The organism is Nostoc sp., assembly GCF_036917535.1.
Lineage (GTDB): Bacteria > Cyanobacteriota > Cyanobacteriia > Cyanobacteriales > Nostocaceae > Nostoc.
In genome coordinates this window covers 17,033-42,481 of record NZ_JBALDA010000064.1, presented here as the reverse complement: position 1 = coordinate 42,481, position 25,449 = coordinate 17,033, and the positions used below count along the sequence as shown (strand labels likewise).

Annotated in this window: 18 protein-coding genes, 3 tRNA genes and 1 pseudogene; 6 read left to right on the top strand and 16 right to left on the bottom strand. The window is 41.4% G+C overall.

Going from position 1 to position 25,449, the window contains the following annotated elements; translation table 11 throughout:
- Positions 1–5 precede the first annotated feature (5 nt).
- The gene (gene trhO, locus V7K56_RS21160; RefSeq protein ID WP_334913263.1) at positions 6–920 is read right to left on the bottom strand and encodes an oxygen-dependent tRNA uridine(34) hydroxylase TrhO; all 915 of its coding nucleotides are present in this window, start codon (positions 918–920) and stop codon (positions 6–8) included.
- A 72-nt stretch (positions 921–992) separates the two neighbouring features.
- Between trhO and V7K56_RS21155 the strand changes: the two genes are divergently transcribed.
- From V7K56_RS21155 to V7K56_RS21145, 3 genes are all read left to right on the top strand, one after another.
- Positions 993–1,065: transfer RNA gene (locus V7K56_RS21155), tRNA-Ala, on the top strand.
- A 275-nt stretch (positions 1,066–1,340) separates the two neighbouring features.
- Entirely contained in the window at positions 1,341–1,787 is a 447-nt protein-coding gene (locus tag V7K56_RS21150; RefSeq protein WP_334913261.1) for a DUF2127 domain-containing protein, read from the top strand.
- A 281-nt stretch (positions 1,788–2,068) separates the two neighbouring features.
- Positions 2,069–3,475, top strand: a complete 1,407-nt coding sequence (locus V7K56_RS21145; protein WP_334913259.1) for a 1-acyl-sn-glycerol-3-phosphate acyltransferase — start codon at positions 2,069–2,071, stop codon at positions 3,473–3,475.
- Between the two features lie 100 nt (positions 3,476–3,575).
- Here V7K56_RS21145 and V7K56_RS21140 read toward each other — a convergent pair whose 3' ends face one another.
- Together V7K56_RS21140 and V7K56_RS21135 are read right to left on the bottom strand one after the other, a co-directional pair.
- Complete coding sequence (locus V7K56_RS21140; protein ID WP_442940131.1) at positions 3,576–4,751, bottom strand: sulfate ABC transporter substrate-binding protein; 1,176 nt, start codon at positions 4,749–4,751, stop codon at positions 3,576–3,578.
- A 296-nt stretch (positions 4,752–5,047) separates the two neighbouring features.
- On the bottom strand, positions 5,048–6,031 hold the full coding sequence (locus V7K56_RS21135; protein ID WP_334913254.1) for an AraC family transcriptional regulator: 984 nt from the start codon (positions 6,029–6,031) through the stop codon (positions 5,048–5,050).
- Between the two features lie 262 nt (positions 6,032–6,293).
- On the opposite strand from V7K56_RS21135, the gene V7K56_RS21130 reads away from it, so the two are divergent.
- Positions 6,294–7,301 carry an aldo/keto reductase gene (locus V7K56_RS21130; protein WP_334913252.1) on the top strand — a complete coding sequence of 336 codons (1,008 nt, stop codon included), beginning with the start codon at positions 6,294–6,296 and terminating at the stop codon, positions 7,299–7,301.
- Positions 7,302–7,400: 99 nt separating this feature from the next.
- A complete protein-coding gene (locus V7K56_RS21125) occupies positions 7,401–7,607 on the top strand; it encodes an NAD(P)-binding domain-containing protein (protein WP_334913250.1) in 207 nt (68 codons plus the stop codon).
- A gap of 268 nt (positions 7,608–7,875) precedes the next feature.
- On the opposite strand, the gene V7K56_RS21120 is transcribed toward V7K56_RS21125, so the two are convergent.
- The 11 genes and pseudogenes from V7K56_RS21120 to V7K56_RS21070 form a co-directional block, all read right to left on the bottom strand.
- Positions 7,876–7,948, bottom strand: a tRNA-Ala gene (locus tag V7K56_RS21120).
- 194 nt (positions 7,949–8,142) lie between these two features.
- A tRNA-Met gene (locus V7K56_RS21115) sits at positions 8,143–8,216 on the bottom strand.
- 167 nt (positions 8,217–8,383) lie between these two features.
- The gene (locus V7K56_RS21110; protein WP_334913248.1) at positions 8,384–10,669 is read right to left on the bottom strand and encodes a peptidoglycan DD-metalloendopeptidase family protein; all 2,286 of its coding nucleotides are present in this window, start codon (positions 10,667–10,669) and stop codon (positions 8,384–8,386) included.
- 811 nt (positions 10,670–11,480) lie between these two features.
- Complete coding sequence (locus V7K56_RS21105) at positions 11,481–11,942, bottom strand: tRNA (cytidine(34)-2'-O)-methyltransferase (protein WP_334913246.1); 462 nt, start codon at positions 11,940–11,942, stop codon at positions 11,481–11,483.
- Between the two features lie 528 nt (positions 11,943–12,470).
- Positions 12,471–13,610, bottom strand: coding sequence for a glutamate--cysteine ligase (gshA, locus tag V7K56_RS21100; RefSeq protein ID WP_334913244.1), 1,140 nt, complete (start codon positions 13,608–13,610; stop codon positions 12,471–12,473).
- Between the two features lie 189 nt (positions 13,611–13,799).
- Entirely contained in the window at positions 13,800–15,632 is a 1,833-nt protein-coding gene (locus V7K56_RS21095; RefSeq protein WP_334913242.1) for a hypothetical protein, read from the bottom strand.
- A pseudogene (locus tag V7K56_RS21090) lies at positions 15,610–15,927 on the bottom strand (AAA domain-containing protein); the annotation flags it as partial. The pseudogene V7K56_RS21090 and the gene V7K56_RS21095, both read right to left, overlap by 23 nt.
- Before the next feature lie 305 nt (positions 15,928–16,232).
- Positions 16,233–16,466: a hypothetical protein gene (locus V7K56_RS21085; protein WP_334913240.1), complete on the bottom strand. Its 234-nt coding sequence runs from the start codon at positions 16,464–16,466 to the stop codon at positions 16,233–16,235.
- Positions 16,467–16,554: 88 nt separating this feature from the next.
- Positions 16,555–16,884 carry a carboxypeptidase-like regulatory domain-containing protein gene (locus V7K56_RS21080; protein WP_334913238.1) on the bottom strand — a complete coding sequence of 110 codons (330 nt, stop codon included), beginning with the start codon at positions 16,882–16,884 and terminating at the stop codon, positions 16,555–16,557.
- Between the two features lie 151 nt (positions 16,885–17,035).
- Positions 17,036–21,517 carry a translation initiation factor IF-2 N-terminal domain-containing protein gene (locus tag V7K56_RS21075; RefSeq protein WP_334913236.1) on the bottom strand — a complete coding sequence of 1,494 codons (4,482 nt, stop codon included), beginning with the start codon at positions 21,515–21,517 and terminating at the stop codon, positions 17,036–17,038.
- Positions 21,518–21,588: 71 nt separating this feature from the next.
- Positions 21,589–22,506, bottom strand: a complete 918-nt coding sequence (locus tag V7K56_RS21070) for a histone deacetylase family protein (RefSeq protein WP_334913234.1) — start codon at positions 22,504–22,506, stop codon at positions 21,589–21,591.
- 111 nt (positions 22,507–22,617) lie between these two features.
- On the opposite strand from V7K56_RS21070, the gene V7K56_RS21065 reads away from it, so the two are divergent.
- Positions 22,618–23,655, top strand: a complete 1,038-nt coding sequence (locus tag V7K56_RS21065; protein ID WP_334913232.1) for a mechanosensitive ion channel family protein — start codon at positions 22,618–22,620, stop codon at positions 23,653–23,655.
- 6 nt (positions 23,656–23,661) lie between these two features.
- On the opposite strand, the gene V7K56_RS21060 is transcribed toward V7K56_RS21065, so the two are convergent.
- Positions 23,662–24,516 carry a metal ABC transporter permease gene (locus V7K56_RS21060; protein ID WP_334913230.1) on the bottom strand — a complete coding sequence of 285 codons (855 nt, stop codon included), beginning with the start codon at positions 24,514–24,516 and terminating at the stop codon, positions 23,662–23,664.
- 13 nt (positions 24,517–24,529) lie between these two features.
- Positions 24,530–25,366 (bottom strand): metal ABC transporter ATP-binding protein, encoded by an 837-nt coding sequence (locus tag V7K56_RS21055; protein WP_334913228.1) that lies wholly within the window; start codon positions 25,364–25,366, stop codon positions 24,530–24,532.
- Between the last annotated feature and the right edge of the window lie 83 nt (positions 25,367–25,449).

Sequence of the window (25,449 nt, the reverse complement as noted above, 5' to 3'; positions counted from 1 at the left end):
CTTCTTCAACTTATATCCTGATTTTTTTTACCAACTTGGGTTTGATAGTGGCGCCATTTTTCCTGCTGACGCGCTTTTTTGTCTTCGTTAAGGCTATCAAAACAATAGGGACAGGAGATACCTTGCTCATATTTAGGAGACATCTTATCTTCCTCAGAAATCGGACGTCCACAACAGAGGCACAACTCATAACTCCCTTTCTTCAACCCATGACTAACGGCTACCCGCTCATCAAAAACAAAACATTCTCCTTCCCATAAACTTTCTTGTGCTGGAACTTCCTGCAAATACTTAAGAATGCCGCCCTTGAGATGATAAACTTCTGTAAAGCCTTGGGCAAGCATGAAGGATGAGGCTTTTTCACAGCGAATGCCGCCTGTACAAAAGAGAGCAATCTTTTTGTGTTTAGTTGGGTCGAGATGGTAGCGCACATAATCGGGAAATTCGCGGAATGATTCAGTTTGGGGATTTCTTGCCCCTTGGAAAGTACCGATATTCACCTCATAATCATTGCGCGTGTCAATCACAGTTACTTCTGGATTGGCAATTAAATCATTCCATTCTTGGGGATTGACATAGATACCAACTTGCTCATTTGGGTCGATTTCTGGCAACCCCAAAGTGACAATTTCTTGCTTCAACCGTACCTTCATCCGCTCAAAGGGTGGGGTTTCGGTATAGAACTCTTTGGATTCTAAGTCTGCTAGACGGGGGTCAGAACGTAGAAACCAGAGAACCGAGTCAATCGCCTGACGCGAACCGACAATTGTACCATTAATCCCTTCAAATGCCAGCAAAATCGTCCCCTTGACACCTTGCGCTTGGCAGTAAGACAGCAGAGGATCTCGTTTTTCGGCAAAATCTGGCAGCTTAACAAATTTATACAGTACTGCGACAACTTGGGTATTTTCTGGCTTCATCCCTTTGGTAATAGAACAATATAAGTTACAATAACAACGGTAATCAAAGTTTATCTACTATTTTAAGTTTATGGGGGTTTAGCTCAGTTGGTAGAGCGCCTGCTTTGCAAGCAGGATGTCAGCGGTTCGAGTCCGCTAACCTCCATTGTAAATATTTGATTAAAATGTGCTATGCCTGCGGTTCTTGCTAGCCTACGCGCATTTAAATCAATTGAAATTCCATTTATTATCAAAATGGGGTTATTTTTCTTGTTAGGCAAGGTGTTTGGAGAGAAGAAAGTATGGTATTGCATCCATTGCACCGATTCAAAGCCGTACTTAGTTAGAAGAATCTCTGGATAAGGAGGTGAACTCTGACTTTACAGCACTCAGGTAATTTTGAACGTTCAAAATTTGACTTATCTATACTTAGGGGGTTGTTTGGAAAAGCGTCCATTGGGGTTAGTGGCAATTGTTCTCTACAAATCATTTGCCGCCTTGCTGCTTATGGTTACTTCGATCGCTTTATTATTGACATTAAAAAATTATCAAACTCTAGAGGTGTTTTCAGAAAATTATGTTTTAGAAGGTAAATCGATAATCATTGATTGGCTTTTAAAGAAAGTTGTTAACTTAAATCCTAGAACTCTGGCATTTAGCGGCATCGGAACCGGAATCTATGCTATTGTTACTGCTATTGAAGCCGTTGGTTTATGGTACGAAAAGCGTTGGGCACATGTTTTAGTTTTGGGACTTGTCGGTATCAGTATTCCACCAGAGATTTATGAATTAATTCGAGGAATATCTCTGATTAAAACATTAGTTTTTGTGTTAAATTTAGCTGTATTTGCCTATTTATTCCGTAATTTTCCTAAACATCCCAACTAATTTTTGATTCGATACTTAGGGTCTATCGTTGAAAAATTAAGGAGTGCTAAGGAGTCAAGAGAGCGAAACGTAGTGATTAAAAAGCTTGACCATAAAAGGCTCAGGGTTTACGCAAAACCAAGACCACACGTTGTACAATCGCTAGAAATAAGTAGAATGGTGTCGAAAAACAAAACTATGTTAATAAAAATTAAATAGACTTAAACCTTCTTCCCTCCTGCCTCCTGCCTCATTCCAACGATAAATATTCACACCGACCTACTTACAATCTGGAGAGTGACTTGCCTAGATCGATTCAGTCTACTCAACCACCATTAAAATTTATTCCCCAACGGTTGAATCCGCTGGTACTCCAGATTTTTCGGTGGTTACTGCCGATCGCACTACGGTTTCGTACTCGCCCTTGGTTACCAGCTGGGATTGTCAAGGTTGAAGCCAAGAATGTTGAAGTATTAGCTGAACTCTATCAACAATTTCAGGCTGGAAAAATTCGCTTTTTGTTGGCATTTCGCCACCCAGAGGTGGACGATCCCCTCTGTATGCAGTATTTGCTTTCTCGCATAGTGCCACAAGTGGCTCGTCAAAAAGGTATTACCCTAAAATCTCTGGTTCACAGCTATTTTCTTTATGACCGGGGTATGACAGTTTGGGCTGGAAAGTGGCTAGGTTGGCTGTTCTCTCTCTTGGGGGGTGTACCAGTTCGTCGTGGTAGGCGACTAGATCGGCAAGCTATCCAAAAAGCACGGGAGTTGTTTGCTAATGGCGCACTACCGATCGCAGTAGCGCCGGAAGGCGGTACTAATGGTCATAGTGGCATTGTTAGCCCCTTAGAACCTGGTGTTGCTCAAATGGGGTTCTGGTGTGTAGAAGACTTAGAAAAAGCTAACCGTTCTGAGATTGTGATCGTTGTGCCGATCGCTATCCAGTATCGCTACGTTGAGCCACCTTGGTCTAAGATAGATTGGCTCTTAAGTAAGTTAGAAGCTGATAGTGGCTTGAAAGCTTTGGAAATTGATTCGGGCAATCGCGAAGAGATTTACTATCAACGCCTCTGTAGGTTAGCTGAATATCTGATTACCGAGATGGAAGATTTTTATCGTCGCTTCTATCATCAAGACATCCCAAAAACCATCTCAACTGATGAATCTGCTAGTGCTAATCAGATATTAGTTGCCCGACTTCATTGCTTACTGGATAAGGCTTTACAAGTTAGCGAACAATATTTTGGAGTTCAAGCGCAGGGTAATTTTATTGACCGCTGTCGCCGTTTGGAAGAGGCTGGCTGGAGTTACATTTACCGAGACGATTTGCCAGATATCAATGCTTTAGCACCCTTCAAACGCGGTTTGGCAGACTGGATTGCAGAAGAAGCCGACTTGCGAATGCGGCACATGCGGATAGTGGAAAGTTTTGTTGCAGTCACAGCTACTTATATTCAGGAACAACCAACGGCGGATCGGTTTGCAGAAACAGCTTTGCTTGTATTCGATATGCTTTCTCGAATTCAGGATACAACACTTCCGGGGCGACCTCGGTTAGGTTTGCGACAGACACAAATCACTGTGGGAGAGCCAATTTCAGTTACAGAACGCTTTAGAAATTGTCAGGGCGATCGCCAAGCGTCTAGACAGGCTGTGAGCGATTTGACCCAAGATTTGCAAATCGCTTTAGAGAAGATGATTAGATAATAGACATCTCCAGAAATTAAATATGCGTTCGCCAAAACCCTTTGTAGGAGCGAACGGTTGTTCGCCGTTCCTTCATTTTCGGAGATGTCTAATAGAAATTCTAAGACTTTTTCGCTCGAATTTTGTCAAAGATTGCACCTTCATCAAAGAATTTTTTCTGAATTTCGTCCCATCCTCCTAAATCTTGAGCTTTGAATATCGTTTTAATTTTAGGAAATTTGCCTTCCGTTTCTTTTGAAACAGTCAAGTCAACAGGACGAAATCCTAAATTGGTAAACTCTCGTTGCGACTCTGGGGTGTAAAGAAATTTGATAAATGCTTCTGCAATCGGACGAGTACCATGTTTATCAACATTTTTATCTACAACAGCAATAGGATTGTCGATGGAGATATTAATGTCAGGCACAATATATGAGATTTTTTTACCGTTTTTTGCTAGCAAAATCATCTCGTTTTCGTAGTTGAGCAGCACATCTCCTTGATTATCGTTGAAAAATAATTCAGTGGCATTTCGAGCCGTTTTAGGTAACAAAGGTGCATTGTTATAGACTTTGGAGGTAAAGTCTATTGCTTGATTTTCAGTTTTGCCAGTTTCTGTTACAGAACCCCAGAGACTAAGAAAATTCCAGCGAGCACCGCCAGAGGTTCTAGGGTCAGGTGTAACCACATTTACGCCATCTCGTGCCAAATCTGCCCAAGTTTTGATATTTTTGGGATTACCTTCACGAATAGCGATCGCATCTAGAGATCTGGTAACAATTGCATCATTAGGCGCTTCTTTTTCCCACCCTGGTTGAATAAAACCTGCCTGAACAAGTTTATTTATATCAAGGGCAAGTGACAGGTGTACCACATCAGCTTCTTTACCGTCAATCACAGCAAGAGTCTGGGAACCAGACCCATCATAGCTTTGATTGAAAGTGACGTTTTGGTTATGTTCTTTCTTCCACTGTTCAATAAATTTAGGAATGATCTGCTGGTATGCTGCACTAGTAACTGAGTAAGAAACAAACGTTAGTGTTACATCATTCTGGGAAACTGCATTAGTATTACCAGTATTCTTGATATCACGTGGAGAGCAGGCAGCCATTATTACACTCAAGCTAACTCCGACTAAGAATAGAGACGCAACACCCAATAAAGAATATTTGTACAACCAATTTCGTATTAGTTGTACGCGCCACTGTCTTGTAGTATATAAAGCTTTAACAATATAAGTCTGAACTAATTCAGTCAAATATCTCCTTGATTGAAAAGTACGTTGCCCCTGGTTCATCAAATTTTTCCCTTAAATCTGCGGTAACTTCAGCTAGATACTGTAGTTAAAGGGCATTATAAAACAGTGGTTAAGGATAAATAACTTTTTATTAACCTAAATTTAAACAAATTATCACCGTACCGAAATCTGTGAGTGAAACCATAACTTTGCCGTTAGCGAAGTTGTAATGGGCACGATACACAATCTATTCAGTACTATATAGGAGAGAAAACATTCAGCATACGGTGCGCTACACAGAGCTGTCTTCACAATTTTTTAGCGGTTTCTGGCAAGATTAGCGCATATTGAGGAGATCATATAGAACTAACAGTCTCCTTAACAGTTTCTCGCAGCCGCTCCACATCACGTATCGGTGGGGCACCAAAGAGCCGCTTGTACTCTCGGTTGAAGTGTGAGGCATCGTCGTACCCCACTTGGTAAGCAGCACTGGTAGCGTCAAGGTTTTCCCCCAGCATCAGACGGCGAGCCTCTTGGAGCCGCAGTTGCTTCTGGAACTGCAAAGGACTCATTGCAGTGACAGACTTGAAGTGATGGTGAAAGCCTGAGACACTCATTCCCAGCTCTCGGGCGATGCTTTCAATACGAAGCGGCTCCTTAAAATCTTTACGAAGTCGCTCGACGGCTCTAGCAATGTAGTAGGTGTAGCCACCGAAAACTGCAATATGACGGAGCCGATTACCTTGCTCTCCCATCAGGAGTCGGTAAATGATTTCCCGCTTAATCAGTGGTGCAAGAACATGAGCTTCAGCAGGGGAATCTAGAAGCCTGACGAGCCGCACCACAGCGTCCAACAGATTTGCATCCAACGGACTTACGTCAATCGCTTTTACATGAGCACGGCTGCGCGATGAGGGATGCCCTGCCTCGACCATCACTGAGCTAACGAGGGTGGGGTCGAGATCGAGGCGAAGGCTAAGGTACGGTTGCTCCTTGGACGCTTCCAGAATTCGGCTGACAATCGGCAGTTCAACCGTAGCAAGCAGATAATGTATAGGGTCGTATTGATAGCGATCCTTGCCCAGAAGAACTTCTTTGCTGCCCTGAGCAATCACACAAAAGGCAGGGATAGAGATACTATGACAGGATTCCGAAGGCGAAGAGGAGCGGTTGAAGCGCAATCCTTTCAGTGGCTCAATCGTCCCATCATGATGAATCATCTGCACAATATGCTCTTTCAGTTCGTCTCTATTGGCTTGCGCTCTGTCTGCCTCGCGCTTTGCCTGCGGGTCGTTCATTAAATCGATATGAGACTTTTCACTCGTTTTGGCAGCGTTCATTTCTAAGTTTGCAGAATTGTACAACAATTTTAGACGATCGTTCTATTCCTTACTCTTGAGAATTCCTAGAATGAACCTAAAGCAATGAAAAATGATTTCGGCTTCTTATAAACATTCTGGATTTTTATTCAAGAAAAAACTCAGTTTTGATTGCACAAGAGACTTGCCTGCTAGCCACCGAAATGGCATCAAGTGAAGGAATTAAGCAAATGGACATCAAAAGAAGTGGTTCACAACTAACTTAAAAACAGGAGTTCAAAAAATGCAAAAGCGTAAACTTGGAAACAGTAATCTGGAAGTCTCAGCTATTGGGCTTGGCTGCATGGGAATGAGCTTTTCTTATGGCCCGCCCAAAGACACCCAAGAGATGACTGCTCTTTTAAAGGCCGCCGTCGAACGTGGCATTACATTCTTTGACACCGCCGAGGTCTACGGCCCGTTCTTGAACGAAGAGCTTGTAGGCGAAGCCCTCGCTCCCTTGCGCGGGCAAGTGGTGATTGCTACCAAATTCGGGTTCGACCTAAGTCCTAATTTCGATCCCCGCGGAATGAAGGGTTCACCTGGAGTGAACAGCCGCCCAGAGCACATCAAGCAGGCTGTGGAGGGTTCGCTCAAGCGACTCAAGGTTGAAACAATTGACCTGCTCTATCAGCACCGAGTTGACCCGAACGTGCCGATTGAAGACGTGGCAGGAGCGGTGAAAGAACTGATTCAGTCAGGTAAAGTGAAGCACTTTGGACTCTCTGAAGCAGGAGTGCAAACGATCCGTCGTGCACACGCGGTTCAGCCGATTACTGCTCTCCAGAGCGAATACTCGCTGTGGACAAGGACTCCTGAGAAGGAAGTAATACCGACCCTTGAGGAACTCGGAATCGGCTTTGTCCCGTACAGCCCGCTGGGCAAGGGCTTTCTCACTGGCAAGATCGACGAAAGCACGACCTTCGACAGCTCCGACTTGCGCAGCACCCTACCTCGCTTCACGCCAGAGGCTCTCAAGGCAAATCAGGTCTTGATTAATCTGCTTGGCAGCATTGCAGAACAGAAGCAGGCGACACCTGCTCAAATTGCGATCGCCTGGCTGCTTGCTCAGAAGCCGTGGATTGTTCCGATCCCAGGCACCACGAAGTTGCATCGCTTGGACGAAAACATTGGGGCAGTCTCAGTCGAACTCACACCCGACGATCTGCATGATATCGATGACGCCGCCTCCAAGATCACGGTACAAGGGGCTAGATACCCCGAAAAGCTGGAGCAAATGACCGGTCGCTAAACGGCAAAAAATGTGTTCTCTGGTTGCATTCCGTAGTTCACTAAGCAAGGCAACATATGCAAGGCTGATAGCTGGCAGCGATAGACCAGGGAGAGCAGTATGCAAGTTGGCATTCTAGGTTCGGGATTGATGCGTGGCAAATTCGGGACGCTCTTCGCCTGTGCGAGGCATGAGGTAGTATTCAGTTACGCGCGCCGCCACGATAAACTGAAGAAGCTCGCGCAGGACGCTTATGGGAATGCGGGGGCGAGCACACTGGGTGAGGCTGTGCAGGAAGTCGATGTCCTCTGGCTGGCTGTGCTTTAGTCCCGAATGGACGACCTATTGAGTCAGACAGGTGACCTTTAAGGTAAGGTGATCGTAAGCTGCTCGCTCCCAATGAATGCTCATAATACCGAACTCGTCGCCCACACCTCGTCAGGTACGGAGGAACTTGCAAAGATGATTCCAAAGGCTTGGGTAGTCTTTGCATTCAACACTGTGCCTAGCGAAGTGCTTCTTAGTATCTTCGAGACCTGCGGTAAAGTTATTGTTCCACTCACAAGATAGGTTTTGAGTAAGTAGGTTTTAATAATGGAGCTAAGCGGATTCGAACCGCTGACCCCCTCAATGCCATTGAGGTGCGCTACCAACTGCGCTATAACCCCAGAAGCCTTTGTAGATAAGCTTTTTAGCTTTCTAATTAGTTCTACAAATTGCCTTTGTATTTATTAGTATGCAAGTTTATGCAAATAAAATCAAGACAAATATATTAAAAAATATAAAGTGGTTTAATAACTTCAGCTTCTTAGTACTATTGATGACTAGAAGCTGAAACCCTTATTTTATCGTATTTTTAAAGTGGCTCAGGTCGGAGTTGAACCAACGACCCCAGGCTTATGAGTCCCGTGCTCTAACCAACTGAGCTACTGAGCCATGTTTTTCAAAATCATTAACCAATATAGCATATAAATTTGCTCAAGACTAGCCTCTTTTGCAATTTTGTTAGAACTTTCATCCCTATTGAGGTAGTAAGAAGTTGAAGAGGGAGGTAAACTCCCTCAACTAACTAAAGCAATGATTTAGTTAAAGACAACTAAGAATTACAGGCGTTGTGGTAGAAAGGCTATTGGGTTAACAGCACCCTTGCCTGATGGATGAATTTCAAAGTGGCTGTGTGGGCCAGTACTGTGACCAGTAGTACCCATTAAAGCAATTGTTTCTCCTTGATGTACATGTTGACCCGGTTGCACTAGAATTTTACTGTTATGAGCATAGCGGGTGCTACTGCCATCAGGATGATGGATTTCGACGAGGTTGCCGTAGCCACCATTGTTCCAGCCAGCTTTCTCTATTGTACCGTCAGCTGAGGCAACAACTGGCGTGCCAGTAGAGTTAGCAATATCAATTCCCTTATGCGGTCTTCCCCAGCGCATACCAAAGCCAGAAGTGAGAGTACCCTTCGTCGGCCAGATATAAGCCAAGGTTGAAGTAGATGGAGGAGGTGTAAGTTCGTCAATGGGTCTGGGAAGATATTGATCCACTGCTGCCAAAGGCGGTAATACCTGTGGAGAAACTGTGGTTCCTCGCATCTTTCCTAAAGAGTCAGAGGCATTTACTCTGACAGAAGGCGTTGCAACCCTTGTGGCAGATTGAGTGCCAGAGGGAGTCCACTGACTAGCAGAACCTAGATTAGGCAAGAACTCTGGGTTTACTGGTTCGGTAGCCCGTACAGAAGCTTGGAATTGGGGCTTAACTGGCTGAACGCTATAGTTAGAGCGAATTGGTGTCGGAACTGGAATTGGTATTGCTACACTATTCGTTCTAGATACAGGGTTGGGTGCGGTGAAATTATTAGGAGTAGAAATAGGAGTGAGTATCGCAGCATTATTAGCTTCAATCGCTGCTGCTGGTACAATTGAATTACCAGACTGTTGAGCGCGATATTTCTGCTGTAACCTCTGGATTTCCGTTTGTAAGCCCCGCAAACGGTCATTATAGCTATTGTTTACCCTTGCTACCCTATTTGCTGGTGTCTTAGGCTGTTGCATTTCGGCAAAAGCTTGTGGCACTGCAATGTCACCACCAACGCCATAAGACTTAGCTGTAGGGGAGGCGGTTTCTAAGTCGGTTGCACTATTTGCCTGAATCTGTACAGTTATCGGTGTAGGGGCAGCAACGCTGCTACTTTTGTCGGCAATAGTTGGTGATGGTAAACTAGGTAGATATGAGTTGGCACTACCAATATTCAAAGGGGAGGTAGTAACATGAGAAGTTTTGCTAGACTCTACAAAAGTGGGCTGACTCGCTATAGTTGCCTCAACTTTAACAGCAGGAATAACTAGTTTTTGACTAATTTGCAGCTCATTGGGATTATTGAGGTTATTTGCTTTAACTAGTTCTGATACTGAAGTATTGTATCTGCTGGCGATCGCTGCTAGTGTATCTCCAGGCTTAACTTCGTAGGCTGTATGTGTCGAGGAGGCAATCACTATTGGCGTCGCTGGGACAGATGCACTTGTCTGTGTCTTCTGTTTTAACCTCGATATCAGGTTCGCTTGGCTTGCATCGCTAGAAGTGTCTAACTGGGCTGCTAATACAGTCTTCTCAACTACAGTTGTCGGCTGCGCCAATTCTATATCAGCTTGTGATAAATTTTTGGTTTCTCCAGACTGTAACTGCGCCAGACTTTTTCTTAAACGGTTCGACTTTTCTTGTAAGCGATTTAGTGCGAACTCTTGTTGCGCCTTAAGTTGTGCATTTATTTCACTGTTGACTGCGCCAGATGTTGCCACTGTTTGTGGCTGGGCAATTAGTGGTGCGTTTGTACTATCAACACTATAGTCAGACAGATTATTGACTGTTGGAAAACTAGTTTCGGCTAAGGTATTGTTCAATCCCTGTGCCAGTTTGGGCTTCAGGTAAGTGGAATTTTTATAACCTGCGTTTGTTTGAGAAAACGTGTTCGATGCAGGAACTTGCAAAGATATTCCACTTGCCGCGACTTGCCATTTAGCTTCAAGCCCAGGCACTTGTGAGACTGCCGTTGGTTCCACGATTACAGGATTTTCCGGCACGCTCACTGATGAGACTGCTTGGGACCCCAGCTTAGTGGAGGCGAATTTCACCTTGATGTCAGGAACAGCAGGAATTGTTGAGGTTGCCTTTTGGCTGCCTACTGGCACCGCTGCTTGGGCTTGATCGCTTTGTCGAGTCACCAAAAGGCTGGTTGCTCCCATAGAGATTGCCAAGCCAATCATTGCCGCTTTTGTCCGCACCCGGCTATTAACTTTTGGATTTATCACATTTAGCAGTTCTACCGGGGCATCATTGCTGCTGGGGTTATTGTTCAACACAGCTTTTACTCTCTTTTTCAATGCTCGTTTCAAAGACGACCTCCTATTGATCGCTAGCGCTTAATTGACCTCGATTTTTCAGTTGGATACTAGTCAATGATTTAGATCACAACGAACGATAGATCGAGATCACATTCACCAGAGATGCTTACGCAAGATTAACCTGCTTCTCTGATTTAGACAAGTTCACAACATCTGTTAGCAAAACTTAAATTTTGCAGCGTTTACTTGTCCGAACCACTCCTAACACCACTTAGGACGATTGATCTTAGTCTTTACCATTATCCGCGCTTGTCTTGCATCAATTGCGGGGACTGGACAAACATATCTGCCAAGTCCAAGTCGCTGCTGAGAATTAAATTGCGGCGACTTCTGGAAAAGTTATGCCCCCTGCTGTAGATATCTTCAAGATATTTCTACCCGATCCGTCTTCTCAACACGAGACTTTACGTTGATTATTCCCTAAAAAACAACCGTATTAACTATCGGCTACTTTTGGGCTGATTTCTGTCCTTTATTGAGCAAAAATAGCTCAAATGTAAGACATGACTGGATTTTAGCGGTTTTGTTCCTAGTTTAAGATGTTTCAAATTCATCAAAATCTATCATTCAAATTTGGCAATATCCCAAGTTTCATATACAAATTTCTTATAATAACCTTACTATACTTGTAAGTATCTTCCACTACATTTTGCAAATAAACCCAAACTTTTGTATATTATTTTACATATTTTTGCTGTTCCAGAAAATTTTTGTAGTCAAAAATGAATTGTCTAATAGGTTTATAAAAAAGTTACAAGTAAATACACTTATAACTATTCATGTAAACAACTATTGTAAACAACTATTGTAAATATCCTAACTGACGACGGGTTTCAAATAAGCCAATTGCTACACTTACTGACAGATTCAAACTGCGAACCCCCGATTGGCTCATGGGAATATAGAGGGTAGCATCGCAATCTGACAGAATCGCTGATGGTAAGCCCGTAGTTTCACTACCAAAGAGAAGCCAATCATCAGGTTGAAACTGAAAGCTTACATAATTACAATTTCCACTAACCGTATAACCCAACCATCTGCCGCCACGCCCCTGATGTACGGTTTTAAAGGCTTCAAGGGATTCGTGATAGTGTAGTTTTACATAAGGCCAGTAATCTAAGCCAGCTCTTTTGAGGTAGCGATCGCTAATTTCAAACCCCAAAGGGCCCACCAGATGTAACTCTGTACCCGTAGCTGCACAAGTACGGGCAATATTACCTGTATTAGGAGGTATCTGCGGGTTAACTAAAACTACCTGAGGCATTATCCGTACAATTTAAGTATTGTATAAAACAATTTATTGCCAATGTTAAATCTACCAAAAGATAGAGGCTATTCATAGGTTTTTTTAATAATAATCAAGTATCTTCTACCGATTAGATTTTTAAAACGGAGTACAAATCATCCCAAAGCAATGCCTGAGAGGATATTTGGCTACAATCGGTAAATATTAAGTTTTGTGTAGAAAAAGTGAATACTTGTGTATTTTAAAGCTGGTAGTGACTGCAATAAAATCTACCATTTGTATGAAGACAAGAGTGGGGAGATGAGGAGACAAGGGGATAAATAATCAATTCAAAATTCAAAATTCAAAATTCAAAATTAAATTCAGCTACCCACAAGGGGAAGCCAGTCTTGTGGGCGGGTTTCCCGACTTGAGAGAACTGGCGTTGGGGTTTCTACGTACTTTGGGAGATAAGGATTCTTTCGCCCACAAGGGGCGAGGTTTTAAACCTAACTTTTTTCATAAACAAAGCGTTTTCTCAATGCCCAATCCCCAATGGCTTTTGAGTTAACCCAAAAGAGACGAACATAATTTGTCTTCGAGTTCAATTTCGCGCTCTTGGGTGGCAATAATAGCTTGAGTGATTACGCACTGGCTGTCAAAACCAACTGCGTGTAACTGTAACCACTGTTGAGCTTCATTGCCTTCGCGGAGGATTTTGTGCAAAGGGGAAAGGAAACAGCTAAAACCTTGTTGCTTGGCGATCGCCCAAACATCTTGGTAAATTTCGGCAATCCAATCTCTTGCGACAATGCTTCTACCATCTTGCCAATGCCTTAACTGAGCATCAAGACTACCAGTAGCAGCAGCAGCTTCATTGTCAGCAGTCAGAGTCACAAGTTCTTCAGCAGAGAAAGTACTTTGGGTTAACGGATCGATGCTGGGATTTTCGATTATTTGCAATAAACGCGCTTCTAATAAGGCAGTAATTGCTAATAAGGCAATAGGATCTGTGACTAAATCGCAAATTCGCAATTCTAGGCGATTCAAGTTGTATGGACGGCGATCGCCATTTGGTCGCACCGATGTCCACAAATGCCGCACATTCTGCATGGTTCCGGCAACGAGTTGATCTTCCACCCACTGGATATGAGCGGCGTGGCTAGCAAATAAGGGGACATAGCTAGGCGTTTGTGGGAAGATGCCCCAACGGGTAGAGTGATAGCCAGTAGCTTTGCCATCCAAGAAGGGAGATGAGGCGCTGAGGGCGAGAAATAAGGGCGCTTCCATACGGATCACTCGACACGCCCGCATTAATACTTCTGGGTCGCTGATGCCTATATTTATGTGTACGCTAGCGGTGACTACTTTCGTGCCGTAAGTGTTCTCAATGTAATCATGATAGGGGTTTGCTGGATCGGAACGGAGAAAGCGATCGCTCCCACCCAAAGATAAAGTACTCCCTGGTATTAAGGTATAATTGCCCAAACGATTGAGGTAGTTTCGCAACTGCCGCCGGGGACGCAGCAAAGCACACAATAAATTTTCGTAATTGTGAGATGGTTTAGTTATGTATTCAACGTTGCGGCTATCTGGTTCGCGCATAAATCCATCCAAAGCCGCAACAATTTTGTCGGAGAGACCGACGATTTCACCTTGAGGCGTGCCAGTGTACATCTCAATCTCAAAGCCTTTTAATAAGACCACCTTGTTCTCCTCGGCTCTCTCTATTTAATAAATTGTATCGAACAAGACGAATCTCTGGATCTATCTTTAAGTCTATCAAAGGTTAAGAATCGTTTAATTGTCAATTCCCGCGAAATCAAGACGGCATATTTCTCAGGTGTATTTTGATAAATTGTTACTATTGGTGTATGAAAAATATTTTAGTGTGGGTCAAATACAGTGCAAAATAAAATCATTGGGTGAATCACTTTCTTGAACAATCTTGAGACGTATAAATTGCGCCCATACTTCATGACTAAGTAAGTTGAAAGCAGTTTCGGGATTGTTAACTGCGATCATGCCGATGACTTTACGCCATCCCTGTTGCAATAATTCAATAAAAGCCTCTTCAATAGAAACTTGACTCAGCAACGAAAGTGCAGTTTTAAAACTTGCTGAATCACCTGATAAGTTTTTCGACTTTAATCCCTGTATTGTTACATTCAACCATACAGGCAGAAGTTCAAACCAATTATTTTTATGTATCTCTTTGAGTGCAATATCTTCCATACCTAGCGCACCCCATATACATAAGGGCTCTATAGCTAGTTTATAATCGCGGTTTTTTAGAGCATTTTGCCATAATTTTTGAGCGTGATTTTGGAAGCGATTAGCAAGAAATTCATAAGCTTCCTGGACTTGAAAGGGAATTGTCACTTTATAAACGGACTCACCTCGTGGTAGGTAATCGCCGCGATAAGATAACCAGTTATGAGATCCGCAAAGATGTATTTGTTGATCAACTATTACTTCTTTGATATGGGAATCTCCCAACCAAAAAACCTGTACAGATGGTAAACCATCAGGTGTTTTTATCGCTCGAAGTTTTTTTTCTAATTCTGGTGGAATTGGTTTATCTTCATCTTCTTGTCGCCGCGCAATTCCATATCCAATTAAAATCCAAACTCCGCGATTAGCTAATTTCTGTAACAAAGTTAGAAATTTTTCATTGACAACTGTTTGATTTACCCAAGGAGAATAGATTAGAATTTGACTTTTAGCCGAATTTAAAACTTCTGAAAAAGCTAGGCTAATTTGTCCATCGCGTAACTGTATAACTTCACCTAATATTTTATAGTTACCTACCTCATTATTGGCTTTTGGGGCAGCTTCTAGCGCCTTCTGGCGAATCTTTTCGACTCTAGCTTCTATTTCAGTATTTTTTTGCTTGAGAATGGCTTCACGTTGAAAATTGATGGTTTCGGTTGACAATTTGCATAATGCTTGCAAAGATATTTTACTTTTACTATGTAGCAGTTCTAACCAATTTGATGCTGACTCTAAAATTTGCTTTCCATTTCTTATTTGAATGGTCAATTTCTCTTCAAGAGCATCAAATATAACGAAAAGCGATATCTTTCTCCAAATTTTTTGAGTCGAAGCTAGTACCTTACAGGAAGTGACGATTTTTCCCTCTTCTGGTACATGAAGTGCTAAACCTGAAGCTTGAATACTTTTTTGGATTTCCTCAAATGGTAAAGAAGCAATATCAGCAATTACATTATCAATAGTTATAAAGTCTGCCAAATCAGGCAAATTTATCACTGTCTCGTTTAGTGATTCAGATTGAAAGGTTATCTTGTTGCTTAAAGGGTCTGTAATAGCATTAATTTGTATAGGATATGGCGGTTGTGGTACAGACCCTTTTTCATAAAATAAGCGACCTTCAGGAGTAACTGTTAGTGGCGATGTTGGTGATAGAGTTTGTAAGGAACGAAGAGTTGTAGTAGTAGTTTTAATAAATACAGAATCAAGTCCAAGTACAGAGGCTAATTCATCTTCTGTTGGCGGAGGTTGAAATTCAATAGCAGCACGGATAATAAATTCTTCAAGTACATTAAACTGGCGGGGTTCTTTGATATTTAGTTCTACAGGAGTTTGCCGCAAACTATAACGGAATTCACGCGCTACCAAAACTGATAAACTTGAGCTTTGCGCTTCAATTTCGTCTACAAAATTCTTGAGATTATCATCAATCGGTTTAGCAGAAGAGGCGATAAACATCAACGAAACCTCCATGTAGACGCACGATGTGGGAAACATTGGAGTACATCCTCCCGACTTGTCCACGCTGCTGAGTAAATAGCGAATGACAACCCACAATTACTAGTAGTTCTTTAGCGCAGGAAAATGCAACGTTAACTCGTTCTGGTTTCTTGTCAAATCCAACACCTTTTTTACTATTATTGCGAACTATACTCACAATTATAATAAGTAGTTCCATACCTTGAAATCGCTTTACTATATCAGTGGTAATTTGCAGCGAACGGAAAAGTTCAGATTGCAGGTGTTTATAAATTATGACTTAGTTGTTATTCATCCACTGCTTGCCTTTGCCAACAAAGTTTTCCGAGTCTAATATTCCTAAATGCCCTGAAGGAATAACATTTTTAACTTCCGCTGCTCTGCTTATTTTGGGTAGCATTGCCCATCAACAAGAAAAATTCCTTTGGATTTTACTGTATTCCCATTAAAATTCTATTTGTTGCTTGTGACAATCAATATAATTAACTACAGATAAACATAGATTCTCATAGAGGCGCACAGATGTACGCCCCTAAGCCGGTATTTCATTCAAATGAGAATCGTTATAGCAGGTAAGCTTTATGGAATATGAGTGGTTTGTACCTCTTTTAAGGATGGTGAAGATTCAGAAGAACTAGCGCTACTTTCTGGTGTTGAAAGCTCATCATTTACAATTCCATCCCATGAATAATTGCAGATTTTCGTGCGAAGTAATGTACCAAATGTCAGGTTAATTACTACAGCGAAGGAATCGATAAAAATTAGATTTACAAAGCGATCAATCATTAGACCCCCTTGAGCTAAATTGAGCATCAAGTGATATTTGCTTTATTACTACACACGCCACAATGTCTTTTCCAGAAATGTATGGTGTCTCATATCGTATCCGGCTAAAGACTTATCATTTAGACCGCAGTTCTTGCAGGTGGCAGGGAGCAGGAGGAAAGAGGCTTTTGCGATTTTGCATAGATAATGTACAAATAATTTGGGAAAATTTATTTTTTGGAAGTATCTTAGGGGATTGACAGTTGTACTTACCCTGTAGCAAGTCTTCTAAATAATAAACTCCAGCACCGTTGGTGACAAAAAAACGCTTAGTCTCCCGATCTGGTTGTATAGCTTCTACCCGTGCGCCTACGATCGCTTGACCTTGAGTATCTGTGACTACCTCCGATCGCGTGTTAGAACGAATTAGTGGAATCATCACAGGGGTACAACTGTCAGCAATCATATCAACCGCTAATGACTCAACCGCAGCCTGCCAATCAGGGGGTAAACCTGCTGGATCGAGATCGGAGATGATAAACGCCAGGAGACATCCTTACTCAAGTGCGATCGCATCAACTTTATCTACTAAATTCTTGAGATTGTCATCAATAGGTTTAGCTCAAGAGGTGAGAAATATCAACGAAACCTTCATGAAGACTTACAATATTTGAAACTTCCGAATACATACTTCCGACTTTACCTGATTGGTGGGTAAATAAATTATGACAACCCACAATTATTAGTAGTTCTTGAGCGCGGGAAAAAGCAACATTTACCCGTTCTGGCTTTTTAGCAAATCCGACATCTCCTTTGCTATTGTTGCGAACCATACTGACAATCACAACAGGTCTTTCCATACCTTGAAATCTGTCTACTGTACCAGTACGAATTTCTAACGAAGGAAAAAGTTTAAATTGCAGACGTTCATCGATTTTTCTTAATTGAGCGCCATAAAATGTAATTACGGCAATTTCTTTTTTTGGCTCCCCATTAGCAACTTTAGAAGCCCAAGTATTCTCAAACTGATGACACAAACGTTCAATCGCATCAATTTCTGGAATATTAAAGTAAGAAGTTCCGTTTCGTTGCTCTAAAAACTGATTTTCTATAGGCGTTTTTACCCAGATAAGATGCTGAGATTCTTGGATAATTTCGTCTGCTAAATGATGTGAACGTTTTTTGTCTGGCTCTAAAATACCAGATTCTAGTTTACCATCATAAAATTGATTGATTGCTCCCATAATAAATGGGTGCATTCGATACTGTGTAGTTAGCATTTGTTTGATGCTTTCATCAGCAGATTCAAACTGACTTTTAAATAGTGATTCTTCTAAGTATTGTAGTTCGTCTCTTGTGTTGCCTATTGTTTGAGCAACTTCTTCTAAAGTGCTAGTATCAAGCATGGGTGGTAATTGCCGATGATCGCCTACCATGACTAACTTTTTGCCTTTCAAGGCGGGGATTAGTAACTCTGGTGGAGTACACTTGCTAACTTCATCAATAATGACGACATCAAAAGATTTGAATTCTTCAGAAAAACCTCTATTTGCAGCCTGAACACAGGTAATACCAATGACATTAGCATTATCTAAATAAATGCGCCTTAAATCGTCGCGGTCGCCTTCCGTTGGCTCTCTTAATTTACCTATCCAATCTTGTACAAAGTTCTGATATTTATTCAGATAACTTTCGTCTTTTTGAAGTTGTTGCTGCCAAGATTCAAACTGAGTATTTATTTTGCATAAAAATTCTATACTAAATAAGTCGGCTTGAGAATTTTCTGGTTTAAATTTATCAGGTATAGTTTGCCATTCTCTCAACCACCAATTTCGTTCTTCTATTAAGTGTTTTGATAGCTGTGGTTGTAATTTTTGTTCTAGTTTGCGTAGATTTATTTGTAGTTGTTGAACTTGCTTTAAAGAAGTTTCAGTTTCTTTTTGTAGCTTTAATAAATGCTCACTCAGAGAATGTTTAATTGTATCTAGCGCAGCAAAAGGTTCTAATAATGAAATTAAGGTTTCAAGCTGAGTGATACAAGTTTTCCAGTAATTTACTTGATTTGAGAATTCTTGGGGTTGCTCCCAAATATTTGATTGTGTTGTTAGATATTTTTCAACTAGAATACGTAATTGAGCAGGTATATTTGTTTGTTGATTAAGTTCTTGCAAGATATTAATCACCTGTCCAAGTTGGAAGTTAACATCCTGCTGTGCTTTTTCTACCTCAGCTTGAGTAATAGATATTTGCTGTTGGCTAACTTCGTTTTTATGAAGTTCATTTAGTTGTCGTTGCAGTGACTGAAGTTGTCGATCTGTTTCTGTTTTGACTTTTAAAACACATTGACGCGCATTTGCAAGGATAGTATCTAGCAATTCTTGTGTAATGCAGGTGAGAGTAGAGTCAATGTGATTCCATTCCCATGATGTAGCATAAGTCCGTTGCATTCTAATTAAAAAAATCTGAGTATTTTCAACTAGTAATTTTCGCTGTTTGGGGTTGAGTAACTGATAATTATTGAACTGTTGATAAGTTTCTTGCCATTGAGTACGATCGCTCTTTGATAGCACTATTGGAATCTGACTAAAATTTTGTTGTAAAAAATAGCTAAAATTATGCTGTTTACCTCGTCTATCGGTAAAACCTCCGTCTATTTCATAAGCGATCGCCTTTGCTAATACTTCCCATTCAGGTAGGTTAATTTTATAAATATTTGGTACTATTGGTAATTTTAATGTATTAGCAAACATCAATAAACCTAGCGGCAAGTCAACTAAATTTTCTGTCAGTGGTAAACCTGATTGATAACATTCTTTTAAAGTTTGATAGAGATGAGAAGGTGCTCTAGATTTCCATTCCTTAACTGCTGAGATAATGTAATCTATTTCCCGTTTGCGGTTTTGCCATATCTGAATTGTTTGCTGTATATTTTGCAGTTTAATAAGATATTGCTGATAATCTGGTTGTAACTGATTTAACAAGGCGAAATTTTGCTTGACAACCTCCACTGATGCTGCAACTTCCAAGATGGCTTTACTTGCCTCTTGAGCATAAGCCAAAGCAGTTTTAAATCTAGAAATTTCTAATGCTACAGTTTCACGCAACCAAGCTGCTAAACCAAAAGCACCAAGCGCCGGACGCACAAAGCCAAGTTCATCAGTATATTTGATGGTTTGACGAACGTTTGCTAAAAATTCTTCTACTATACTGTTACCTTCTGTGTAGGGTTTAAGAAGTGGCAAAAAATCTGTAACTTCTGAAGCTTCCCAGTTGATATTTGGTGCAGTTTTTAATACAGTTTCTAATTTTGCAATTAGTGATTCAACCTCGTTATATTTTTCTACAGTTGCAGTGTAATATTTTTCTTGATTTTGAAAGTCTTCCTCTACTTTTAACTTATTTTTATTAAATTTAGTTTGTTGCTGATTAAATTCTTCCTCTGCTTGCAAGTAAGCTGTAAATCTTTGTGATGATGCCAGTAATTGAGTGAAAATTTTAATATTTTCTAGCCGTTGAGTCAGATTATTTTCGCAGTCAGTTGCAGTATTTTCTAGCCATCTGCCAATCACTTGGTCTTCTAAAAATGGCTGTCCTTCTTCTCCAACTTTTTCGGCTTTCCCCTTGCGTACAGCGCGAATCACTGGGTTGTGAACTAATCGACTCAGGGCGTTATCTACTGCTAAATTAGCTTGAGATGCGATTAAAGTGCGTCCACCGCGAAGCGCAATTTGATAGCAAATCTCGGCAATTACGGTAGTTTTACCAGTACCTGGTGGCCCTTGGATGAGAACAAGATCCCTAGCGCTAAGTACCTTTTCTACTGCTGCTTTCTGACCAGGATTAGCAGAAGATAATAATAAATCTTGTGGTTGAAGTTCAACAGTTGTTTTGATTTGTCTAGCCTGAGAAGCATCGAATAAAAAGTTACCCAAATAGGGATTTTGAGTGTAACCATTATTCAAATCATCTAAAGCTTTTTTCTTACGCTGAATCTGCTGAATATCACCAACTGCCTCAAAACACAAAAATCCTGTATTTGGCAACTTATAACGCTCTGCTGCCATGAATTCAGCTAAGTCGCGTTCTAATCTAAGGCTGATAATACAACGGTTGGGGTCAACTTCTTCAACAGTCCCTAATTGACGACCGCTAATCCAATTTTTGCCGACAGGAGCAGTTTCAAAAAGCTTTAAATCTTCGTTTTTTGTACGTATTGCTCGTTCCCAGAAATTTTCGACATCGAGGGAATTTTGATAAAAGCCGTCAAGGGTAGCTGAGGCTATATCAATTTCAAAACTAATCCGCCTTTTGAAGTTATAGTTATAACCTACGTAACGCACACAAAATTGACGAGCTTTAGCAATTTTTTCTTCAATTTGTAAAAATGCTTTCCAAGCTTTCAGTTGATCTTTTGTAGGTACATGGTCGCCACAAACTGGCGCGGTGGCGATGCGTTTCAATGTTGCGGACTCAATGTCGAGATGATGCTGATGATTAGGCAGCAAACGTAAACGGCAAGGTATAGCATAGCTATCGGCATGTCCCAGTGAGGGTTGTAATAACTGAGCCGACAGTATTTTTAAACCGCCGCGTCCATCTTTTGGTACAGCTGCTCTAAATCCTAATGTTTTTCTGAGCTTCTCAAGTCTTGTAGGTAATTGAAAATCATTGCTATCTGTTGCTATTGTCAAATCCCAAATTTCTTCTTTTGCTTCTTTCCCTGCACCTTTGCGACGCACATAAAATAGAGAAGGCTTTTGACCGACACATTCCAGCATCAACTTATTGGCGCGATCGCGTCGCTCTCTAAATTCGGGATATAATTTCAGGACGCTTTCACCTTCAAGATGGCGGATAAAGCTATCAACTGCTGAAGCTATAAACATATAGCCCCAATCTTCAGAGTGTATTTTAGTTTTTGAGGATTTTGCTGTTAATTTATTTACTGCTACACGAATGCGTTCTGCATCGGATTCTGAGATTGCACTAGTATGGCTTTTGACTGCAATTTTGAGTTTTTCACAAATTGCTAATAGCTTCTTGCTATCCAAATTCAATTCTTTTGCTAGTTCGTAAATTCTGAGTTTGCTGTTGTTCATCCAGTACTGCCTTTGCCGACAAAATAGTGTTTAAAACTCTACGATTTTGGATAGTATTGCCCACTAAATTACTATAGTTTGTACTGATGATAAACTTCACTGGCAGCGCGATGTAGCAGGGAGTGTCGCCAAACGAGAGATTTCATATCATCAGCATAACCGCCGCCAATGACGCAGGCGACGGGATAACCGCTACTCATACAGGTACTCAAAACCTGCATTTCCCGGCGGAAAATGCCAGCATCTGTAAGGGCTAATTTGCCTAAGCGATCGCCTATATGAGGGTCAACACCAGCATCATAAAATACTAAGTCTGGCTTGACTTTAGACAATAAATCTGATAAGTAATTCGCCAAGGTTTGCAAATAAGCGTCATCTTCCATTCCCACAGGCAAAGGAACATCCAAATCGCTGTTTTGTTTAGTACCGGGAAAATTGACTTCGCAGTGCATGGAGAAAGTAAAAACACTGTCGTCATCTTGGAAGATAAAAGCGGTGCCGTCTCCTTGATGGACATCCAAATCGACAATCAGGATTTTTTGAACGAGTCCGAATTTTTGTAAAACGCGACAGGCGATCGCTATATCGTTGAAAATACAAAAACCAGATCCATAACTAGGAAAGGCATGATGAGTTCCACCGGCCGTATTACAAGCTAAACCCTGACTTAGTGCTAATTTTGCAGTGAGTATTGTACCACCTACTGCCACACAGGTACGATTTGCTAATGCCGGACTCCAAGGCAAACCAATACGTCGCTGTGCTTTGGCATCTAAGGTTCCTTCACAGTAAGCTTGAACGTAGTTTGGAGTGTGGACTAACTCTATCAATTCTTGCAGCGGGCGTTTGGGGGTGTGAAATTGTTCTTGATTCGCTACACCATCAGCTAACAGCAATTCGTAGAGTTGTCGGAACTTAGACATCGGGAAGCGATGTCCTTCAGGTAGGGGAGCAATGTAATCTGGGTGGTAAATAATTGGCAAGTCCATAATCCAGAAAATCTCAAGCAGGTAATCTGGCAACTAACAAGATAAAATTTAGCCATAATTGCAGCAACAGTGCTATTATCCTAAATCTAAAACTCCAAATTTAAAATTGATATGATGGAATGGATTACGCCGATAGTATTTATTCTAGCTGGCTTACTGGCTGGAATAATTGGTGAAAAAGTTATCTTCAAAAAACTGGAAACCTTCGTTACTAACAAACGAATTGCTGGGAGTAAAATTATATTTCGCTCTCTGCACCGGATGACTTTTCTTTGGTTTGTGCTCGCCGGTTTTTTTTGGGCAGTTCTGAGCGCTCCCCTCAAGCCAAATGTTGCCATCGTACTGCAAAAAATTCTGACGATGGCATTTCTGTATTCAATAACTTTAGTCCTGGCCAAATTGACTGCCAGTTTTCTTAATTTATATATTCGCAAAGCAGAAGGGGTTCCTACATCACTAATTTCTAACCTTGCTAAAGCTTCTGTTTTAATTTTGGGAACATTAATTATCTTGCAAACAGTAGGAGTTGAAATTACACCGATAGTCACGACTCTAGGTATTGGTGGTTTAGCAGTTGGTTTAGCACTTCAAGACACACTAGCCAATTTATTTTCTGGTTTTTACTTAATTATTTCTAAGCAAGTTAGAACCGGAGACTATGTGAAATTAGATGCTGGACATGAAGGATATGTCACAGATATTTCTTGGCGGAATACAACAATTAAAGAAATTTCAAATAACGTAGTAATTGTTCCCAACTCTAAGTTGTCTTCTGCAATTTTCACAAACTATCATTTACCAGCAAAGGAAATTACTTTAACAATGGATGTGGGTGTTAGTTATAATAGCGATTTGGAACAAGTTGAAAAAGTGACTGTAGAAGTTGCTAAAGAAGTCATGGAAGAAATTGCACCGGAATTAAAAGAAAATCAACCATATATCAGATTTCATACTTTTAATGATTTTAGTGTAGATTTTACGCTTTATATGCGGGTAAATGAATACTTCGATCAGCGTATGGGTAAACATCTTTTTGTTAAGAAATTACACAAACGCTATCAGCAAACAGGAATTCAAATTCCTTTTCCCATCAGAGAGGTTTATGTGCCAAATAATATAAATAAAAATTCGGCATTAAATTCAGACTAACTCTTACTAAGGCAGGTGTTTTATGGGGAGGGGAGGCAGACGGCGTTTATATCGTCCTTGCAGGTTCCTGGTGAGCAATACACAGGCAAATATGGCAGTTGAAAGTAGCACTACACTTGCTCCAGAAGCAATGTCGAGGTAGTAGCTGAGGTAGATACCTATAAACGAAATCGCAACTCCTAAAATCCCAGAAAGAATCATTACATAACCAAAGCGATCGCTCATTAATCGGGCAATTGATGCTGGAATCACCACCGCTGAAATAATCAGAGTTACCCCCAAAACGTTCAGTGTCGCCACCAGTAAAGTCGCTAACATCAAAGCAAATAAAGTATCCATTGCAAAAACGGGTACGCCATGAACCTGAGCAACTTCCCGGTCAAAACACCAAAATAGCAACGGGCGATAAAAAAAGAAAACGAGGCTGAGTAAGACAATCGTCACACCCGTCACCACCCACAAATCACTAGGGGAAACGCCTAACACATTGCCAAACAAAGCGGCTTCAAAGTTTTGGCTAAATTTGCGATAGCTACTGATCACAGCTACTCCTAAAGCAAAGCTAGCAGTTGTCACAATTCCAATAGCTGCATCCGAGTAGACTTTGCGTCCGGTCAAATATTGAATCAGCAAGGCAGCTGCAAAACCCCAAATCCCAGAGCCAATATAGAAATTCAAGCCCAGTACATAACTCAGCACGGCTCCTCCCAAAATCGCATGAGATAAACCGTGGGCAATGTAACTCATTCTCCGAGTTGTAATATAAACTCCCATAATGCCGCATAATAGCCCCGCCATCATGCCTACTAAAATGGCACGGCTAAAAAATTCGTAGCGAAAGGGTGCTAGTAAAAAATCCATATACAGTATTTTATTAAGCAGATTTCGACGAGTTGGAGCAGCGCAATACTTCCGGTAAGTTGTGTTGCATTTGATGACGTAGGGAAGTACCACCGCTAGCGATTAAGATTCGGTCTTGTTGGTGGAAAACTACCATTTCTCCACCAAAAGTCTGTTGAAGATTTGTGGGAGTGAAGATATCAATAGGTTGACCTTGGCAAATTAAACCGTGGTTGAAACACAATACCCAAGGTAAATGAGTCGCTACCGAGTTGAGGTCATGGGTGGAGATGATAATTGTCAAACCTTGCTGATTCAAATCAGCCAATAGGTGCAATAGTTCGTGTTGAACGTGCAAGTCGGAACTGCTAGTGGGTTCATCTAGAAGAACTATTTCTGGTTCTCCAACTAAAGCACGGGCAATGAAAACCCTTTGCTGTTGTCCACCAGATAGATTACCGATAGGTTGATGGGCAACATGAGCAACCCCAACGCGCTCTAAGAGTTCGCTGGCAACTTGGCGATCGCGACGTGAAGACCAAGGCAACACCTTCTGCTTTTGGTAACGTCCCATCATCACTACTTCCAGAGCCGTAACTGGAAAAGTCCAATCTACCGTTTCCACCTGCGGCACATAGCCCACCGCCTTTGGTGGTACTCCTGGCTTTAAGCGCTTTCCTCGAAACCAAATCTCTCCAGCCCAAGGATGAACTAGCCCTAAAATCGCTCTGATTAAAGTGCTTTTACCACTACCGGAAGGCCCTACCAAGCCAGTGAGTTGACCAGGGTAAAGCGTCAAATTCACATCCCTAAATACTGGCTGGGTTTGATAACCACAGGTTAAACTTCTAACTTCAAGTATTGGTTGCATATACAGCAGATTTCAAGTTGGTGAAGTACATAACGATTCGTCTTAAAGCCAGGTATAAAGCGTGTTTTACTTCTGAATTCTGA

Bases quoted from the DNA above. Each gene is read 5' to 3' on its own strand.
- V7K56_RS21125 (WP_334913250.1), top strand. From the start codon at position 7,401: ATGCAAGTTGGCATTCTAGGTTCGGGATTGATGCGTGGCAAATTCGGG.
- V7K56_RS21080 (WP_334913238.1), bottom strand. From the start codon at position 16,884: ATGATTGCTGACAGTTGTACCCCTGTGATGATTCCACTAATTCGTTCT.
- V7K56_RS21095 (WP_334913242.1), bottom strand. From the start codon at position 15,632: ATGTTTATCGCCTCTTCTGCTAAACCGATTGATGATAATCTCAAGAAT.
- V7K56_RS21105 (WP_334913246.1), bottom strand. From the start codon at position 11,942: ATGCCTCAGGTAGTTTTAGTTAACCCGCAGATACCTCCTAATACAGGT.
- V7K56_RS21060 (WP_334913230.1), bottom strand. From the start codon at position 24,516: ATGGATTTTTTACTAGCACCCTTTCGCTACGAATTTTTTAGCCGTGCC.
- V7K56_RS21130 (WP_334913252.1), top strand. From the start codon at position 6,294: ATGCAAAAGCGTAAACTTGGAAACAGTAATCTGGAAGTCTCAGCTATT.
- V7K56_RS21085 (WP_334913240.1), bottom strand. From the start codon at position 16,466: ATGCTCAATTTAGCTCAAGGGGGTCTAATGATTGATCGCTTTGTAAAT.
- trhO (WP_334913263.1), bottom strand. From the start codon at position 920: ATGAAGCCAGAAAATACCCAAGTTGTCGCAGTACTGTATAAATTTGTT.
- V7K56_RS21070 (WP_334913234.1), bottom strand. From the start codon at position 22,506: ATGGACTTGCCAATTATTTACCACCCAGATTACATTGCTCCCCTACCT.
- V7K56_RS21065 (WP_334913232.1), top strand. From the start codon at position 22,618: ATGATGGAATGGATTACGCCGATAGTATTTATTCTAGCTGGCTTACTG.
- V7K56_RS21135 (WP_334913254.1), bottom strand. From the start codon at position 6,031: ATGAACGCTGCCAAAACGAGTGAAAAGTCTCATATCGATTTAATGAAC.
- V7K56_RS21055 (WP_334913228.1), bottom strand. From the start codon at position 25,366: ATGCAACCAATACTTGAAGTTAGAAGTTTAACCTGTGGTTATCAAACC.
- V7K56_RS21140 (WP_442940131.1), bottom strand. From the start codon at position 4,751: ATGAACCAGGGGCAACGTACTTTTCAATCAAGGAGATATTTGACTGAA.
- V7K56_RS21075 (WP_334913236.1), bottom strand. From the start codon at position 21,517: ATGAACAACAGCAAACTCAGAATTTACGAACTAGCAAAAGAATTGAAT.